Origin of the sequence: Nitrosophilus labii (assembly GCF_014466985.1) — a bacterium.
GTDB lineage: Bacteria > Campylobacterota > Campylobacteria > Campylobacterales > Nitratiruptoraceae > Nitrosophilus_A > Nitrosophilus_A labii.
The window spans coordinates 1253027-1272184 of the sequence record NZ_AP022826.1 but is presented as its reverse complement, the minus strand read 5'-3'; the positions used below and the strand labels follow the sequence as shown (position 1 = coordinate 1272184).

The following is a 19158-nucleotide window of genomic DNA, read 5'->3' as shown; positions in this document are numbered from 1 at the left end:
TCTACTCCACGGTAACGCTTTTCGCAAGATTTCTTGGCATATCTACATCGTTTCCAAGTCTTGTTGCAATCTCAAGAGCCAAAAGCTGTATTATTAACATCATTTCAAAATATTCTAACATATAATGATTATACTCTTTTATTTTGATAAAATCATCAGCTATATCAAACTCCAATGGACTTATCGCAAGGATTGTGGAGTCTCTAGCGCTTAACTCTTCTACGTTGCTTTTTATCTTATCATAAAGTAGGTTTTTGGGCATAAGAGCTATCGTAAAAAGTTCAGGATCAGCCAAAGCGATGGGACCATGTTTCATCTCTCCAGCAGGATATCCTTCTGCGTGAAGATAACTTATCTCCTTTAGTTTCAATGCTCCCTCAAGCGCTAGGGGATAGAAAATATCTCTTCCTATGTAAAAAAATCCGTGTCCGTGAAGATATCTTTTTGATAATCTTTTTATCTTTTCGTGCAAAGAGGTTTCAACCACTAATACTTTTGGGATATGAAGCATAGAGTCTATCTCTTTTGAGATAGACTCTTTATCTAGAGTAGCTCTTTTTTGTGCAAGATAAAGACTTAGCATCCATAAAACCATCATCTGAGTGGCAAATGCTTTAGTACTAGCTACTCCTTTTTCTATCCCCGCTCTTGTAAGAATTGTTCTATCGGCCATCCTTACAATTGACGAGTTGTCAACGTTACAGATAGCCAAAGTTTTAAGACCCGCATTTTTTGCCATCTTAAGAGCTTCTAAAGTATCGGCAGTTTCCCCGCTTTGGCTGATAACTATAAAAAGAGTTTTTTTGTTTAAAATGGGCTCTTTATATCTAAACTCACTGGCAATCTCTACGTTTGTCGGGATTTTTGAGAGCCTCTCAAATAGATAGCTTGCGCTAAGCCCTGCGTGGTAGCTTGTACCGCAGGCGCATATTTTGATATTTTCAATCTCTGTGAAAAAACCTTCCTCAATCTCTTCAAACTCGATTTTATCCGCTTTTACTCTACCCATCATAGTTTCACTAATTACTCTTGATTGTTCATATATCTCTTTTTCCATAAAAAATCTAAAACCGCCTTTTTGCGCTAACTCTTTATTTGCTGTTAAAGGTTTAAATTCTAGATTTTTCTCTTCTTTTTCCAAAAATGTTTTTATTCCCTCTTTATTCACATATCCGTAAATATGATCTTCTAGATATGCAACCTCTTTTGCATATCCTATCAAGGGAGCATCGGAAGATGCAAAAAATATCTCATTTTTTTCATTTTTTCCGATAATGAGCGGAGAGCCGTTTTTAGCGAAAAATATAGTATCGGGTGCCGCTTTTGTTATAAGCAAAATAGCGTATGCACCATCGAGTTTAGAAACTGTTTTCTCAAACGCTTCAAAAGGGCTTTTGCTTTTTTTATAATAATCTTCAAAAAGATGGACTATAGTTTCGGTATCGGTCTGACTTATAAAGTTGTATCCGTTTTCTTCAAGTTCTGTTTTTAGTTCTTTATAGTTTTCTATAATGCCGTTATGAACTACGTAACTAAACTCTCCTAAATGGGGATGTGCGTTTAATTCTGTCGGCTTACCATGTGTTGCCCATCTGGTATGGGCTATACCTATACCAAAATTTTTTGTTTTAAAATCTTTGGTTTTTTCTTCGAGGTTTTTTATCTTTCCTACAGCTTTAAAAACTTGCATTGAGTCTTTTTCTATAACAGCTAGTCCTGCGCTGTCGTAACCCCTGTATTCAAGCTCTTTTAAGCCTTGAAGCAAAAAATTTTTTATATCATTACTTCCGATATATCCTACTATTCCACACATTAAGTTTCACCGTCCGTTAAAATTTTTATAATTTCTTCTTTATTATTGCAAAAGTTTCCATTCTTTTCTATTAAAAAAAGATCTCTTGCTCTATTTTTTATGGTATGAACCTTTGCGGTAGCTATCTCTATACCGTATTTGTCAAAAAGTGTTGCGATAAATGCGAGAAGACCCTTTTGATTTTTTACATTTAAAAAGAGTGACGCATAAGTATTGGAGTGCTCACAATTTATCTTAATCTCTTCTTTCTTTATTTCTGGTCTTTTGAGGGTTATTTTTCTGCTCATATCGAAAGAGTCTTTTACTATTTTTTGTATGAAGCTTAGATTTCCTTCGTCCACTTTTTCTAAAAATTCTATTTTGAAATATTTTATATCATCAAATAGTTTAAAAACCTCCATAGAGGCCACATCTAAAAAGCTTAGTTTTCCTAGAAGAAAACCTAGGTTTAAAGGTGCTTTTCTTATTATTTCGATACTTAGGTACTCATCATTTTTTATTTTATATTGATAATCTTCTGTTTGATAGGCCATTAATGATATTTCTATAATCTCGTCAACTTTATGTTTAATAAAAAAGAGGTTAGATTCTATAGATAGTATCTTTTTTTGCAAAATCTTAGGAAGATTCAAAAATCTTTGGTTTCTTTTCAAAGCCGCTTCTTTTTTTAGTCTCTTTGCACTCTCTTCCAAAATCTCTTTTTTCTCAAATGTCTCACTAGCCATTAAATAAAGCTCTTTAAGTAGTCTTGCATTGTAGGAGGTATATATCTCTTTTCCCACGGCATTGATATCTGCATATGTAAGAATATACAGCAAGTCTAAAGCTTTTTTGGTTTTAAGTTTAGCTGTGAACGAAAAGAGTGTTTTTTCGTTGTAAATATCTTCTCTGTAGGCGGTATTGCTCATAGAAACATGGTATTTTATCAAAAGGCTTCCAAGTTCTGTCATTTCATCACTAAATCCTATCTTTTTTGAAAAAACCCTAAAAAGTTTCGCTCCAACTTCGCTATGTTCTTGGATTCTTCCTTTGCCTGCATCGTGTAAAAATGCCGCTAGTTTTAAGAGGGCTTTTTCAGTTTTTGTGAGTTTTTCGTATATCTCTTTAATGAAATCGTCTTCTATATTTTCAAGATATTTTATGGTATATAGCAAATGGATATCTACAGGATAGTGATGATATCCATCAAATTGCGGTAAAAACATAACTTTTTTTAATGGAGGTATAACTACGGGTAAAAGATCTGAATCGTAAAGAAGTTTTAAGATGGGATAAAGATTTTCTTTGAAAAAAAGTTTTTTTATCAATGCCCTGCTTTTTTTATCGAGATTTTTTGAGAATCTTACACTTTTTGTAAAGTGAATAAAACTTGAATCATACTCTTTAAAATTGCAAAACTCCAATACTGCTAAAAAATCTTTTAAAGCTCTCTCTTTGGTATAAAATGAGGAGTATATTTTGTTATTGCATATATAAAGATATTTATTAACTCTTTTTTTTCTGAGTAGAGATATGTTTTTGGGGTCATAAAGAAATTTTCTTATCATCTTTTTGGAAAACATCTGCGAAAAAGAGTCAATTGTATGAAGAGCCTGCAAAGTTCTTGAGACCAGAATCTGTTGAGCTTTTTTTTCGTTTTTGCTTTTAATGGACAATTTTTTCGCAACGTCAGGAATATATTGCAAAAGCAGTCTATCTTTTTTTTTCTTTGCACAAAGATGAAGAGCGGCTCTTATACGAAAAAGCCACTCAAGCGCTATTCTGAAATCTTTGTACTCTTCATCGCTAAAAAGCTTTCCAGTTAAATCCTTTAATGTTTTAATACCATATAGTATATTGGCTATCCAAAAAAGAAGATTCGCATCTCTTAAAGAGCCAACACCCTCTTTTATGTTAGGTTCCATGGAGATAGGGTACTTTTCTCTTCTTTTTTGAGCCTCTTTTAACTTTTTAAAAATAAACTCTTTTTGGTTATCGTATCTTATCCTATTTAATTCATTTTCTACTTTAAACCAAAGATATTTTGAACCGCATATAAATCTAGACTCTATTAAAGCGGTTTTTATAGTTTCATCTTCTCTTGAAACCTCTAAAAGCTCGTTTAGCTTGTGAACTCTATGTCCAAGTTTTAGTTTTGTATCCCAAATTATGTATAAAATCTTTTCAATGAGAGCTTTTACATTATAGCCTTCTACATTTTCATAAACTATCATCAGATCAATATCTGAGTAGGGTGCCATCTGCTCTCTACCGTAACTACCAAGAGCTATCAATGCAATAGGAACAGAGTTGCTCATAGGCGTGTAGAGTCCAAACATTTTTCTAACCGCCACTTTATAGATAGAGAGTATAATGGAGTCGATATATTTTGTGTGTTTTACTAGAAAGTCCTTGCCTTGGCTCTTTTCGAAAAGTTTATCCAAAGTTTTAAAATAGTTTTTTATATACTCTCTTAGCGTTTTTGATATCTCAAGCTCCGAGGCGTTTTGATTTAACAGCTCTTCAATTTTTAGTTTTAGATCCATTCTATTTAGACCTTTTTGAAGTTTTTCAAAATTATACTCTTTTTTTGTATAATTGCGCTAATGCATACGAGCTATCAGGCTAGCAGTTACAAAGGAAAAGAATGGATATTATAGAAAAGCTAGAGAGCGGTGAAAGACTAGAATTTGAAGATAGCATTAAACTTTATGAACTAGATATTTTTACTCTTGGAAAATATGCTTTTAAAAAAAGAGAAAAACTTTACGGTAAAAAGAGCTTTTTCAATATCAATCGTCATATAAATCCTACAAATATTTGCAAAGATATCTGCAAATTTTGTGCTTTTAGCGCAAACAGAAAAAACCCAAATCCCTATACCATGAGTCACGAAGAGATTCTTTCTATAGTAGAAGAGGCTAGCAAAAGAGGAGTTAAAGAGGTTCATATAGTCTCTGCTCATAATGACAAAGCCGGTCTTGAGTGGTATATGGGGATATTTAAAAAGATAAAAGCGAACTTTCCACATATACACGTAAAAGCGCTTACCGCGGCAGAAATAAACTTTTTGGCTAAAGAGTATGGTTACACATATGAAGAGATGATAGATATGATGATTGAAAACGGTGTTGACAGTATGCCTGGTGGCGGTGCGGAAATATTCGATGAAGAGGTAAGGAGTTATATCTGCAAAGGAAAAGTTAGCTCTGATGAATGGCTTGAAATACACAGACTTTGGCACCAAAGAGGAAGAAAAAGCAATGCCACTATGCTCTTTGGGCATGTGGAAAAAAGAGAACATCGTGTTGAACATATGTTAAGACTAAGAAATTTGCAGGATAAGACCGGAGGCTTTAACTGTTTTATTCCACTAATATATCAAAGAGAAAACAACTATCTAAATGTGAAAGATTTTGTAACGGGACAGGAGTATCTAAAAACTATAGCTATCTCTAGATTGATTTTAGACAATATTCCACATATAAAAGCGTATTGGGCTACTTCAACTATAAATCTAGCCTTAATAGCTCAAGAGTTTGGGGCGGACGATTTAGACGGAACGATAGAAAGAGAGGCTATTCAAAGCGCAGCCGGGGCTTCTAGCAGATACGGTATGCCTTTGGAGGAGTTTGTGTATCTTATAAAAGATAGCGGTTTTATACCTGTTGAGAGAGATAGTCTTTATAATGAACTGAAAGTCTGGTAATGAAAAAAGTCTATTATCCATATGAGGAGTTTAGAGAAGATCTGAAAAAATTGGCAAAAAGTATAGATTTCGATTTTGATACGATTATTGCGATTGCAAGAGGGGGTATGAGTATAGCCCATATGCTAGGAGAGTATTTTGGTATAAGAGATGTATATACAATAAACTCTATTGGTTATGAAGATACTAAAAAACTAGAAGGTGTGATGATTTTTAATCTTCCTGATTTACGTAGAAGAAAAAAAATTTTGATAGTAGATGATATAATAGACAGTGGCGAAACAATGAGAGAGGTTGTAAAGATAATTAAAGATAGATATCCAAGAACAGATATAAAAACGGCTGCTATTTTTTATAAAAAGGGTGCAGATTTTAAACCAGATTTTTTTGTAAAATACGCTCAAGATTGGATAGATTTTTTTTGGACTACTGATTTAAAGGTTTAAGATGATTTTGATGATAGACAACTATGACAGTTTCACTTATAATATAGTTCAATATTGCCTAGAGTTAGGTGCCGATTTGAAGGTTATTAGAAATGATGAAATGAAAATTAAGGAGATAGAGAGATTAAATCCTGAAAAGATTATCATCTCTCCTGGGCCTGCTACACCAAAAGAGGCTGGAATAAGTTTGGATGTTATAAAATATTTTAAAGATAAAAAACCTATTTTTGGGATCTGTTTAGGCCATCAGGCTATCGCTGAAGCTTTTGGTGCAGAGATTATAAGAGCTAAAAATATGATGCACGGAAAAACTTCTATGATTGAAGTTGTAAAGGATACTCCTATATTTAATGATATTCCAAATGATTTTATAGCTACAAGATATCACTCTTTGGTAGTAAAACAGGATGAACTTCCTGCAGAAATAGAAGTTACGGCATATAGCAAAGATGATAAAGAGATTATGGCTTTGCAGATAAAAGATAGACCTATTTACGGAGTTCAATTTCATCCTGAATCGATAATGAGTCAATATGGTCATAAGATAATAGACAATTTTCTAAAATTATGAGATATAAATATATTTTATATACTTATCTTCTGTTTTACTTTTTTGTTTTAGCGTATCTTTCATCAACTTTATCAATTTCTCCAAAAGAGGCTCTTATCTTTTATGAAGAGGGCTATCTTTTACACTATATTACAAATTTTATCTGCTCATTATTAGGACAAAATGATCTCTCTTTAAGACTATTTTTTATTACTACAAATATAGCAAATATATTGCTTTTTTTTGATATATCTACTAAAGTTTTAAAAAAAGAGCTAGACGCTTTTTTAGCCGCAACTATATTTTCGATACTCCCTGGTTTTATAAGCTCATCTTTAGTTGTGAATGAAGCTCCTTTAGTTATCTTTTTTACACTTCTGTTTTTATATTTTTATATAAAGTTTGATAAAAAAGCTTATGTACTTTTTCCTATAATGCTATTTATAGATAACTCATTTGCGATATTCTTTTTGGCCCTCTTTTTTTATTCCATATATAAAAAAGATAATTTAACATTAATCTTGTCATTGGTCTTTTTTGCATTTTCTATGTATATTTTTGGTTTTGACGTTAGCGGAAAACCAAAAAACTACTTTTTAGATACTTTCGCTATCTATTCAGCTATCTTTTCTCCATTTGTATTTATTTACTTCTTTTACGCAATATATAGGATTTTAATAAAAGGAAAAAGGGATATTATCTGGTTTATCTCTTTTATAGCTTTTATTTTTTCGCTTCTTCTTTCCTTTAGGCAAAAAATAAGTTTTGAAGATTTTGCACCGTTTGTTTTGATCGGCGTAATCTTTATGGTAAGAGAATTTCTATCAAGTTATAGAGTAAGGGTGCCTCAATTTAGAAAAAAACATAAAATATTATTTTTTGTCGTAGTTGGTAGTTTAGTATTAAACGATCTTGTGTTAATATTTAATAAGCATCTTTATACTCTCTTAGAGAATCCTAAAAAACATTTTGCTTATAATTTTCATATATCAAAAGAGCTTGCCAATAAACTTAAAACAATGGGAATTGATTGTGTAAAAACCTACGATACTAAACTACAAAATCAGCTTAAATTTTACGGTATCAATAGATGCGAAGATTATCTTTTAAGTGAAAGAAAAATTTATCCTTTTAGTAAAAAAGTTTCGATTCGACACAAAAATATAATCTTGAGAAACTATTATGTTTCAAAAATAAACAATAAGTAAAGTTTCTTTTTTTCATTTGTTATTTTTATATCTTTATATTTTTAAGAATGTTACAATTGCACAAAATAAGTGAGTGGTTCGTAGTGTGTAGTGTGTAGTTTTAAAACTATACACTATGCACTACGAGCTTGCGCACTATACACTATTAAAGGAGATGGAATGGCTCAAAGAGCGATACGTGAATATGATGGCAAAAAACTTTTTGCTAAAAACTGGGATAATTATTTTGCCCCTTTAAAATATCCTTTCGAATCAGTATTGGTAAGAAGTGGCGAAGAACTTCTTAAAATTGCCCAAGAGCCTGAGTATAAATGGCTAAAAGATAAGGCATTAGTTGCGAAACCTGATATGCTCTTCGGGAAAAGAGGAAAAAACAATTTAGTTCTTTTTAAAGTTAACAAACCTGGGGACGTTACTTTAGAAGATGCCGCAAAATGGATAGATGAAAAAAGAAGTACCGAAACTACTCTATTAAGTGGACAAAAAGGTATTCTGACACACTTTATAGTAGAGCCTTTTACTCCACACTCTGAAGATGAGGAGTATTATATTGCCGCAACAACTTTAGATGAAAACTATGATGTTCTTTATATGAGTGCTCATGGCGGTGTCGAAGTTGAAGAAAACTGGGATAAAGTTGTTGAGGTCAAAATACCTATAGATGCTTCAGATGAAGAGATTGAAAAAATAATAAAAGAGAATATTCCTTCTGATATCCCTTCAGACAAAAAAGATGTTTATGCAAATTTTGCAGTAGGTTTTTATAAATTTTTTAAAGAGTTAAACTTTGCATATCTTGAAATCAACCCTGTTGTGATTGTTGGCGACAATGTTTATCTTCTTGACCTTGTGGCAAGACTTGATGATACAGCTGGATTTATGATGAAAGATATCTGGGGAGATGTAGAGTTTCCTACACCTTTTGGTATGGAAGAAAAAACTCCTGAAGAAGAGGCTATTGCAGAAGCTGATGCAAAGAGCGGTGCTTCACTTAAGCTTACCGTTTTGAATCCTAAAGGTAGAATCTGGACTTTGGTTGCAGGTGGTGGTGCTTCTGTTGTATATGCTGATACCATAGCTGACCTTGCAGGTGGTGTTGAAGATTTGGCCAACTACGGTGAATATTCCGGTGGTCCTACTACTGATGAAACTAGATTTTATACCGAAACAGTTCTTGATTTGATGACAAGAGAAAAAGATCAACAAGGCAGAGACAAAATACTTATCATAGGTGGAGCTATAGCAAACTTTACTGATGTGGCCAAAACATTTACAGGTATAATTCAAGCTTTTGAAAAATATGCGGATAAAATGAAAAATGTTGGTGTTAGAATTTACGTAAGACGTGGTGGTCCAAATTATGAAAAAGGTCTTAAAGATATTAAAGAGGCAGCAGATAGACTAAGCTTGCCAATAGAAGTTTATGGGCCGGAAACTCATATTACTGATATTGTTAGAATGGCTCTTGAAGCAGATAAAGCAAAAGCATAAGGAGAGAATTTATGGGACTATTTACTAGAGATACTCAAGCGATATTTTGGAATAACAATAGAAACGCAATCCAAAGAATGTTGGATTATGACTATATTATAAAAAGAGAAAAACCGTCTGTTGCGGCAATTGTTGCTCCGACAAGTTCTAACAAATTTGATAAATTCTTTTTTGGAACTGAAGAGGTAATGATACCTATATATAGAAGTACAGCTGAAGCTGCTGCAGCTCATCCTAATGCAGATGTACTTTTGAACTTTGCATCTTTTAGAACTGCATACGATGTAACTATGGATGCATTAGGCTATGATCAGTTTAAAACTATTATGATTACTGCAGAAGGTATTCCTGAAAGACTTGCAAGAATTATGAATAAAACAGCAAGAGACAAGGGTGTGCTTATCATTGGACCTGCTACTGTGGGTGCTATAACTCCTGGGGCATTCAAGGTTGCAAACATTGGTGGTACAATTGACAATATTGTAAAATCAAAACTTCACAGACCTGGTAGCTGCGGACTTGTTACAAGAAGTGGCGGTCTTTTTAATGAGCTCTCAAACATCATTGCGCTAAATGCAGATGGTATAGCTGATGGTGTTGCCATAGGTGGTGATAGATTTGTTGGTTCTGTATTTATCGATCATCTTTTAAGAATGGAACAAGATCCAAATGTCAAATATATGCTTTTGCTTGGTGAAGTAGGTGGACGTGAAGAGTATAAAGTTATTGAAGCAGTAAAAAGTGGAAAGATTAAAAAGCCTATTATCGCTTGGTGTATAGGAACTATTGCTCAACATTTTTCAAGTGGCGTTCAATTTGGACACGCAGGTGCTAGTGCAAATGCAGACGAAGAGACTGCTATTGCTAAAAACAGAGCAATGAGAGAGGCTGGGATACATGTTCCTGACAGTTTCAACGATCTGCCGCATGTTATTAAAGGCGTATATGAGGAGTTGAAAGGTAAAGGAATTATTAAAGATATCGAAGAGCCTGAAGTTCCAAATGTTCCTGAAGATTTTGCAAAAGCTTTAAAAGCTGGAAAGATTAGAAAACCTAAAAACTTTATTTGTACTATTAGTGATGACAGAGGTGAAGAGGCAACATATGCAGGATATCCTATTAGCTCTGTTGCAACCCCAGATACAGGAAAAACAATCGGTGATGTAGTAAGTCTTCTTTGGTTTAAAAAAGTTTATCCTAGATGGGCTGTTGACTTCATCGAGACTGTTATAAAAACGGTTGCAGATCACGGACCTGCAGTTTCAGGAGCACACAATGCAAAAGTTACTGCACGTGCAGGAAAGAGTGTTGTTGAATCTTTGGTAACTGGTCTTTTAACAATCGGACCTAGATTTGGCGGTGCTATAGATGGAGCTGCTTACTACTTTAAATATGCTCATGATAACAATATGAGCCCAAAAGAGTTTGTTAACTATATGAAAAAACAAGGAGTTCCTATCCCTGGAATTGGTCATAGAATAAAATCTGTTAGAAATCCGGATAAAAGGGTAGAGGGACTGAAAAAATTTGCAAAAGATCACTTCCCATCAACTCCACTATTAGAGTACGCTTTAGAAGTTGAAAAACTAACAACGTCTAAAAAAGATAATCTTATCTTAAACGTTGACGGGACTATAGGTATCTTAATGGTAGATATGTGGAGAGCTTTGGGTTACACTGAAGAAGAGATTAATGAATTTATTGAAAGTGGAACGTTGAACGCATTTTTTATTTTAGGAAGAACAATTGGATTTATTGGGCATATTCTTGATGAAAAGAGACTAGGTATGCCTATGTATAGACATCCATTTGATGATATATTGTATGATGTACAAAAGGCAGAAGAAATTAAATAATCTTGTGGTATAATCGGCATAAAGCCGATTATCCACAAAGGTATAAAATGCGAAAGGCATTTACCCTCTATGAAGCAATCATTGTCATAGCGGTAGTTGGTATTATAACTGCTGTAGCTATTCCCCGTATAGATGATGATAGAAAGCAAGAAGCTGCTGATCAAATACTCTCACACATAAGATATACACAACATTTAGCATTAATGAATGATATTTTCCAACCTTATCCTATTAATACATCAGTTAAAGAGACGCAAAGAAGCAAATATTATTATAAACAGCGTTGGCAGATATATTTTACCAATACGGGAGACAATCTGTTTTATGAAATTTTTAGCGACTCTCCTGATGATGGCTCAACAAGCTGTTTTGATAAAGGTGTTGAAACAGACTTTGATGAAATTGCAATAGACCCAGGTACTGGTAAATATCTAGTTGGCAACTGGAGTGAATTAAGTTCAAATCAGTATCCTCCAAGAGAAAAAGTAAATACATGGTTAAATCTTACCCTTACTTTTGGTATTAAAAAGATAGTAGTTGAACCTAGAAACTATCGCTCTTCTGTAATCAATGCAAATTTAGGAGATAGAGTTAGAATACTTTTCGATTATCTAGGAAGACCATATTTTAACGAAGGTTTAGCCGGAGTCGATAATGGAACTGTAAATCCCTTTGATGCTGAAAAGAAGCCGTTAAGAGAAACTGTGAAAATCAACTTTTGCTTTGATACAAATTGTAACGATAAATTTACTATTGCAATAGAACCTGAGACAGGCTACGCACATCTAATTTAATCTAGTTTTAAGCGATTATTTTTTATACTTCCATCCGCTTTTGGCGGCGAGTTCTTTAAATAGTTTGAGATTGTTGGGTTTCAAGTTAAGAGCTTAAAGTTTCAAGCTTAAAGTCTAAAGTCTAAAGTCTAAAGTTTGAAGTTTAAAGTCTATTGTATATCGTCTGATTTTAGATTATAGATTTTTAAATAAGGTTTGTAGCTTAATATATTTGATTGCGGTTTAGCGACTACCGACTATAGGTTATTTACTATAGTCTATTGTCTATAGACTATTAGCTTTATTTAGTTGCTCTTGACAAGATTTTAAAATTTTAATATAATTTCGACCCTTGATTGGGGAAGCTTAGAGTTTTAGAAAAAAAGAGTTCAAATAACACTTATAGAGTTTATAAGTGTTAGAGAGTTCTTTTTTATAGACAATGATAATGATCTTTGAAAACTGGATAAGCTAAAAGGAAATTCTTTTAAGCCTTTGAGTAATTAAGTTTTATGGATAAGACTTTTCTATAAATTATTTATGGAGAGTTTGATCCTGGCTCAGAGTGAACGCTGGCGGCGTGCCTAACACATGCAAGTCGAACGAGAACGGCTCAAACCTTCGGGTTTGGGTGTCAGCTAAGTGGCGCACGGGTGAGTAATACGTAGCTAACCTGCCCTATAGCGGGGGATAACAGGCCGAAAGGCCTGCTAATACCCTATACTCCTTCTCTACATAAGTAGAGTTGTGGAAAGTTTCACTACCAGCTACCTACTATTTGCATTTGTTAGCATAAAGCTAATTGTTTAGATACGAGGAGCAATTTTAAAGATAAATCAAAAGATTATCGAGAAATTGCGACGAAATAGATGAGTAATTAGCTTTATGCCCAAAGGGAACACAAATAAAACTAAATCTTTTGCGTTAGATTTTTTTGCCTTAGATGACTAAGGCTGCAAAAATCTGTCTTAGGTCTTTAGTTTTCTTTATGTTCTAACAAGTGTAAATAGTAGGTAGCTGGTAGTGATGCGCTATAGGATGGGGCTGCGGCCTATCAGCTAGTTGGTGGGGTAACGGCTTACCAAGGCTATGACGGGTAGCTGGTCTGAGAGGATGATCAGCCACACTGGAACTGAGACACGGTCCAGACTCCTACGGGAGGCAGCAGTGGGGAATATTGCGCAATGGGGGCAACCCTGACGCAGCAACGCCGCGTGGAGGATGAAGGCCTTCGGGTTGTAAACTCCTTTTCTGAGGGAAGATGGTGACGGTACCTCAGGAATAAGCACCGGCTAACTCCGTGCCAGCAGCCGCGGTAATACGGAGGGTGCAAGCGTTACTCGGAATCACTGGGCGTAAAGGGCGCGTAGGCGGTTTAGTAAGTCGGGTGTGAAAGCCCACAGCTCAACTGTGGAACTGCATCCGAAACTGCTAGACTAGAGTTCGGAAGAGGCAGGTGGAATTGGTGGTGTAGGGGTAAAATCCGTAGAGATCACCAGGAATACCCATTGCGAAGGCGACCTGCTGGGACGATACTGACGCTGAGGCGCGAAAGCGTGGGGAGCAAACAGGATTAGATACCCTGGTAGTCCACGCCCTAAACGATGGATGCTAGTCGTTGGGGTGCTAGTCACCTCAGTGATGCAGCTAACGCAATAAGCATCCCGCCTGGGGAGTACGGCCGCAAGGCTAAAACTCAAAGGAATAGACGGGGACCCGCACAAGCGGTGGAGCATGTGGTTTAATTCGAAGATACGCGAAGAACCTTACCTGGGCTTGACATCCCGAGAACCCTGTAGAGATACGGGGGTGCCCTCTTATGAGGGAGCTCGGTGACAGGTGCTGCACGGCTGTCGTCAGCTCGTGTCGTGAGATGTTGGGTTAAGTCCCGCAACGAGCGCAACCCTCGTCCTTAGTTGCCAGCACGATAGGGTGGGCACTCTAAGGAGACTGCCCGGGTAACCGGGAGGAAGGTGAGGACGACGTCAAGTCATCATGGCCCTTATGTCCAGGGCGACACACGTGCTACAATGGCGCGTACAGAGAGACGCGATACCGTGAGGTGGAGCAAATCTCTAAAGCGCGTCCCAGTTCGGATTGCAGTCTGCAACTCGACTGCATGAAGCCGGAATCGCTAGTAATCGCGGATCAGCCATGCCGCGGTGAATACGTTCCCGGGTCTTGTACTCACCGCCCGTCACACCATGGGAGTTGAGCTCACCCGAAGCCGGGAGGCCAACCAGTTATTGTAATTGGGGGCTACCGTCCACGGTGGGCTCAGCGACTGGGGTGAAGTCGTAACAAGGTAACCGTAGGAGAACCTGCGGTTGGATCACCTCCTTTCTAGAGAGTACGATCCTAAAGATTCATTTCTTTAGGTTAAGAGTTAGAGTCTCACACTCTAGCTCTTGTGGGCTTAAAGGAAGAGTACTTTTAGCTTGTCCAGTTTTGAGAGATTATTTGTTCTTTAACATGACAAAAGTAGATAGAGGGAATAGTGTGAGCTAATTCTTATGTCCTTATCAGGGGTGAGCTAGATTAGTTGATAGTGAATAGTTGATAGTTGATAGTTGATAGTACATTGCTGTCAACCATCAACCATTCACCATCAACCATTCACCAAATAAGGGCCTGTAGCTCAGGTGGTTAGAGCGCACCCCTGATAAGGGTGAGGTCAGAGGTTCAAGTCCTCTCAGGCCCACCATTGTAAAGCAAAGCTTTGCAGTTGATAGTTAATAGTAGATAGTTGATAGTAAAGAGGATAAGAACTATAAACCATAAACCATCAACTATCAACCAGGAAGGGGAATTAGCTCAGCTGGGAGAGCGCCTGCTTTGCACGCAGGAGGTCAGCGGTTCGATCCCGCTATTCTCCACCATTATAGTAATTGGGAATTAGTAATTAGGAATTAGTGAAAAAGAAACAAAAACAGCCCAATTCCAAATTCCAAATTCCCAATTCCAAAGTTTAAATCAAGTCTTCAAAGGAAGATTTGGTTTAGACTTTAATAGTCTAAAGAGTTATTTGACAATCCATTGTTTAAAGTCTAAGGTAAAGAAACAATTTCAGCCTTACTCAATAGTGTAAGATATGATTCGTAAAAGTAATTCAAATTACGAGTTACGAGCAACGAATTACGAAAAAGTATCTGAGTAAGGCGGCAGTGCGCTTTAGAATAAGTAGGTTAAGCTACAAAGGGCGTACGGTGGATGCCTAGGGTGACAGAGGCGATGAAGGACGTGCTAGGCTGCGAAAAGCCTCGGGGAGCTGCCAAGAAGCGTTGATCCGGGGATTTCCGAATGGGGCAACCCGGCCAGTCGAGAGGCTGGTCACCGGACATAGTCCGGGGCGAACCTGGGGAAGTGAAACATCTCAGTACCCAGAGGAGAAGAAATCAAACGAGATTCCCAAAGTAGCGGCGAGCGAAATGGGATTAGGGCAAACCGGGTGCTTGCACTCGGGGTTGTAGGGCTCCCATAACGGCACCACGAAGGTTAGCAGAACTGTCTGGAAAGGCAGACCATAGAGGGTGATAGTCCCGTAAGCGAAAACCTAAGTGGGCCAGGGATGTCCCTGAGTAGGTCGGGACACGTGTTATCCTGACTGAAGCTGGGAGGACCACCTTCCAACCCTAAATACTCCTGTCACACCGATAGCGAACCAGTACCGTGAGGGAAAGGTGAAAAGAACCCCAGTGAGGGGAGTGAAATAGAACCTGAAACCGTATGCCTACAATCATTCGGAGCCCTATGAGCTTTGCTCAGGGTGACGGACTGCCTTTTGCATAATGAGCCTGCGAGTTGTGGTCAGTGGCGAGGTTAAGCGAACGCGTAGCCGTAGCGAAAGCGAGTCTGAATAGGGCGATGTGGGCATCCCACAAAGTCTCTGGACTTTGTGGGGACCCGCGACTAGTCACTGGCTGCAGACCCGAAGCCAAGTGATCTATCCATGGCCAGGTTGAAGCGGGAGTAAGACCCCGTGGAGGACCGAACCGGTGGAGGTTGAAAACTCTTCGGATGAGCTGTGGATAGGGGTGAAAGGCCAAACAAACTTGGTGATAGCTGGTTCTCTCCGAAATATATTTAGGTATAGCCTCAGGTCGTAGCTACAGGGGGTAGAGCACTGATAGGGCTAGGGCTGCTCACCGCGGTACCAAACCCTGTCAAACTCCGAATACCTGTAGTGTAATCCTGGGAGTCAGGCGTAGGGTGATAAAATCCTATGTCGAGAGGGGAACAACCCAGACTACCGACTAAGGTCCCGAAGTTCTGACTAAGTGGAAAACGATGTGGGGCTGCTTAGACAACCAGGAGGTTGGCTTAGAAGCAGCCATCCTTTAAAGAAAGCGTAACAGCTCACTGGTCTAGCGGCCCTGCGCGGAAAATATAACGGGGCTAAGTCAGACACCGAAGTCGTAGGTTCACTCTGGAGAGTGAGCGGTAGGAGAGCGTTCCAGTCTGCGTTGAAGCTGTACCGGCGAGGAGCAGTGGAGCGGCTGGAAGTGAGCATGCAGGCATGAGTAGCGATAAAACAGGTGAGAATCCTGTTCGCCGAAAACCCAAGGTTTCCTACGCGATGCTCGTCAACGTAGGGTTAGTCGGGTCCTAAGCCGAGTCCGAGAGGGGTAGGCGATGGGAAATCGGTTAATATTCCGATACCTACTTTACACAAGGCGATGGGGGGACGCTTAGGGCTAGCCGAGGTCAGTGATGGAATACTGGCTCGAAGGGTGTAGGGTGTCAGGTAGGAAAATCCGCCTGACGTGTACCCGAGACCTGACAGGCTCTCAAACTCCTTCGGGAGGGCGAGAGAATCGGTGATGCCGTCGAGCCGAGAAAATCCTCTAAGCCGTTTGAGTGTAAGGTAGCCCGTACCGTAAACCGACACAGGTGGGTGAGATGAGTATTCTAAGGCGCGTGGAAGAACCCTGGTTAAGGAACTCTGCAAGCTGGCACCGTATCTTCGGTATAAGGTGTGCCCGTAGTAGGTGAAGCTGCTTGCCAGTGGAGCCGAGGCGGGTCGCAGCGAAGCGCTCCATCCGACTGTTTATCAAAAACACAGCACTCTGCTAACTCGTAAGAGGATGTATAGGGTGTGACGCCTGCCCGGTGCCGGAAGGTTAAGGGGATTGGTTAGCTTTAGGGCGAAGCCATGAACCGAAGCCCCGGTAAACGGCGGCCGTAACTATAACGGTCCTAAGGTAGCGAAATTCCTTGTCGGTTAAATACCGACCTGCATGAATGGCGTAACGAGATGGGGGCTGTCTCGACCAGGGATCCAGTGAAATTGTAGTGGAGGTGAAAATTCCTCCTACCCGCGGAAAGACGGAAAGACCCCGTGGACCTTTACTACAGCTTGACACTGCCATTGGGATAGGGATGTGCAGGATAGGTGGGAGGCTGTGAAGCCTGGGCGCCAGCCTAGGTGGAGCCGTCCTTGAGATACCACCCTTCCTTATTCTGATGGCTAACTTGCCGGTGTTATCCACCGGGAGGACAATGTCTGGCGGGTAGTTTGACTGGGGCGGTCGCCTCCTAAAGTGTAACGGAGGCTTACAAAGGTTGGCTCAAGACGGTTGGAAATCGTCTGTAGAGTATAAAGGCATAAGCCAGCCTGACTGTGAGAGAGACAACTCGAGCAGAGAGGAAACTCGGTCTTAGTGATCCGGTGGTTCTGAGTGGAAGGGCCATCGCTCAAAGGATAAAAGGTACCCCGGGGATAACAGGCTGATCTCCCCCAAGAGCTCACATCGACGGGGAGGTTTGGCACCTCGATGTCGGCTCATCGCATCCTGGGGCTGGAGCAGGTCCCAAGGGTATGGCTGTTCGCCATTTAAAGCGGTACGCGAGCTGGGTTCAGAACGTCGTGAGACAGTTCGGTCCCTATCTTCCGTGGGCGTAGGAAGGCTGAGGAGAGCTGACCCTAGTACGAGAGGACCGGGTTGGACGTGCCACTGGTGTACCAGTTGTCCTGCCAAGGGCACCGCTGGGTAGCTATGCACGGAACGGATAACCGCTGAAAGCATCTAAGCGGGAAGCCGACTCCAAGATGAGCCTTCCCTGAAGGACGGTGGAAGACTACCACCTTGATAGGCTGGGTGTGTAAGCCCTGCGAGGGGTTTAGCTGACCAGTACTAATAGTCCGTTTGGCTTAACCAAAGGGTCTCTCTATAGAGGATTTATACCTCATAGCTTTAAAATTTCATTTAGATATAAGGAATTGCGACGAAGTTTATGTAATCATAAACGAGGAGCAATAACGAAATAGATAAATAGAAATTTTAAAGCCCATAGGGAAAAGAGATTAACAGCAATCTTTAGCAAAAAATTTATTTTACTTATATTTATAAGCCTTCATAAATTTTTTACTAAATCTTACTATTACTCTCTTTTCTATGAGATATAAATTCTCTATAGAGAGACCCTACGCACTGCCGCCTTACTGAGATACTTCTAACCTTAGACTATAAACAATGGATTGATTTCTTTAAAAAATAGTAATTAGTAATTAGTAATTGGGAATTAGGAACTAGAAATTAGAAAAAAATTTCTCCAATTCCAAATTCCCAATTCCTAATTCCAAATTACAGAAATACTGAGTCTTCCAAGGAAGATTGAGTATTTCTGTCCTGGTGCCTATAGAGCGGAGGAAACGCCTAGACCCATTTCGAACCTAGAAGCTAAGCTCCGCATCGCTGATGATACTGCACCCTCCGGGTGTGGAAAAGTAGGTCGGCGCCAGGCGGAATATTGATACACTACTGCAAAACTCACAAGTTTGTCTCCCAAAATATTTAAATAGTAATCTAGCTATCTGAAATTGCATATATCTTCAACTAATTCAAAATTTTCTTTTTATTTTCTATTTAGTATTATCAAAAACACCTTTACTAACAAGTTTGGATTTGTTTATGAAAAAAATCAATTTATAAGCTAATTATAATTTTTTCTAATGTAAGATAATTACAAAGTTCAATTTGGAAGAGGTATGAAATGAGACTATTAATTTCTTTTTTAATAATTGCTGTTATCTCTATTGGGATTAATGCGCATGCCTCAGTTTACAAAGGCCAAAAAGAGTATATGAAAATATGTAAAGTATGTCATGGCAGTGGCACTAAAGTTTCAAAGGCAAAAACAACTGATGAGTGGATAGAACTTTTTGCTAATAATGCATCAATGTTAAAAAAAATACATATTAAAGATAAAAATGCAATGAAGTATTTAAATAGTAAAAGATTTGAAAAAAAGAAAAAACACCTTTTAGATTTCTTTAAAAAATATGCGGCTGATAGCGGTAATGTTCCAGCATGTAGTGATTGATTTTTGAACT

The 19158-nt window shown here is 38.3% G+C and carries 10 protein-coding genes, 2 tRNA genes and 3 rRNA genes; 13 read left to right on the top strand and 2 right to left on the bottom strand.

What is annotated here, in order from left to right; all coding sequences use genetic code 11:
* Position 1: 1 nt before the first annotated feature.
* Both glmS and NIL_RS06340 read right to left on the bottom strand, forming a co-directional pair.
* Positions 2–1813 (bottom strand): glutamine--fructose-6-phosphate transaminase (isomerizing), encoded by a 1812-nt coding sequence (gene glmS / locus NIL_RS06345; RefSeq protein WP_187646969.1) that lies wholly within the window; start codon positions 1811–1813, stop codon positions 2–4.
* Complete coding sequence (locus NIL_RS06340; protein ID WP_187646968.1) at positions 1813–4338, bottom strand: [protein-PII] uridylyltransferase family protein; 2526 nt, start codon at positions 4336–4338, stop codon at positions 1813–1815. Before NIL_RS06340 ends, glmS begins: the two co-directional genes overlap by 1 nt.
* A 101-nt stretch (positions 4339–4439) precedes the next feature.
* On the opposite strand from NIL_RS06340, the gene mqnE reads away from it, so the two are divergent.
* The 13 genes from mqnE (at position 4440) to NIL_RS06275 (ending at position 19148) form a co-directional block, all read left to right on the top strand.
* Positions 4440–5501 carry an aminofutalosine synthase MqnE gene (mqnE, locus tag NIL_RS06335; RefSeq protein ID WP_187646967.1) on the top strand — a complete coding sequence of 354 codons (1062 nt, stop codon included), beginning with the start codon at positions 4440–4442 and terminating at the stop codon, positions 5499–5501.
* Positions 5501–5947, top strand: a complete 447-nt coding sequence (locus tag NIL_RS06330) for a phosphoribosyltransferase (protein ID WP_187646966.1) — start codon at positions 5501–5503, stop codon at positions 5945–5947. Before mqnE ends, NIL_RS06330 begins: the two co-directional genes overlap by 1 nt.
* 1 nt (position 5948) lies before the next feature.
* Complete coding sequence (locus tag NIL_RS06325; RefSeq protein ID WP_187646965.1) at positions 5949–6518, top strand: anthranilate synthase component II; 570 nt, start codon at positions 5949–5951, stop codon at positions 6516–6518.
* On the top strand, positions 6515–7705 hold the full coding sequence (locus NIL_RS06320; protein WP_187646964.1) for a glycosyltransferase family 39 protein: 1191 nt from the start codon (positions 6515–6517) through the stop codon (positions 7703–7705). The genes NIL_RS06325 and NIL_RS06320 overlap by 4 nt, the downstream gene beginning before the upstream one ends.
* Before the next feature lie 159 nt (positions 7706–7864).
* The gene (locus tag NIL_RS06315) at positions 7865–9196 is read left to right on the top strand and encodes an ATP citrate lyase citrate-binding domain-containing protein (RefSeq protein WP_187646963.1); all 1332 of its coding nucleotides are present in this window, start codon (positions 7865–7867) and stop codon (positions 9194–9196) included.
* Between the two features lie 11 nt (positions 9197–9207).
* A complete protein-coding gene (locus NIL_RS06310; protein WP_187646962.1) occupies positions 9208–11052 on the top strand; it encodes a citrate/2-methylcitrate synthase in 1845 nt (614 codons plus the stop codon).
* Between the two features lie 47 nt (positions 11053–11099).
* Positions 11100–11846: a hypothetical protein gene (locus NIL_RS06305; RefSeq protein ID WP_187646961.1), complete on the top strand. Its 747-nt coding sequence runs from the start codon at positions 11100–11102 to the stop codon at positions 11844–11846.
* A 516-nt stretch (positions 11847–12362) separates the two neighbouring features.
* Positions 12363–14168, top strand: a 16S ribosomal RNA gene (locus NIL_RS06300).
* A 284-nt stretch (positions 14169–14452) separates the two neighbouring features.
* Positions 14453–14529 (top strand) — tRNA-Ile (locus NIL_RS06295).
* 99 nt (positions 14530–14628) lie between these two features.
* Positions 14629–14704 (top strand) — tRNA-Ala (locus NIL_RS06290).
* A 304-nt stretch (positions 14705–15008) separates the two neighbouring features.
* Positions 15009–17984, top strand: a 23S ribosomal RNA gene (locus tag NIL_RS06285).
* 469 nt (positions 17985–18453) lie between these two features.
* Positions 18454–18569, top strand: a 5S ribosomal RNA gene (rrf, locus tag NIL_RS06280).
* The 16S, 23S and 5S rRNA genes sit together here with 2 tRNA genes alongside, the layout of an rRNA operon.
* A gap of 249 nt (positions 18570–18818) precedes the next feature.
* Positions 18819–19148 (top strand): hypothetical protein, encoded by a 330-nt coding sequence (locus NIL_RS06275; protein ID WP_187646960.1) that lies wholly within the window; start codon positions 18819–18821, stop codon positions 19146–19148.
* The last annotated feature ends 10 nt before the right edge of the window (positions 19149–19158 follow it).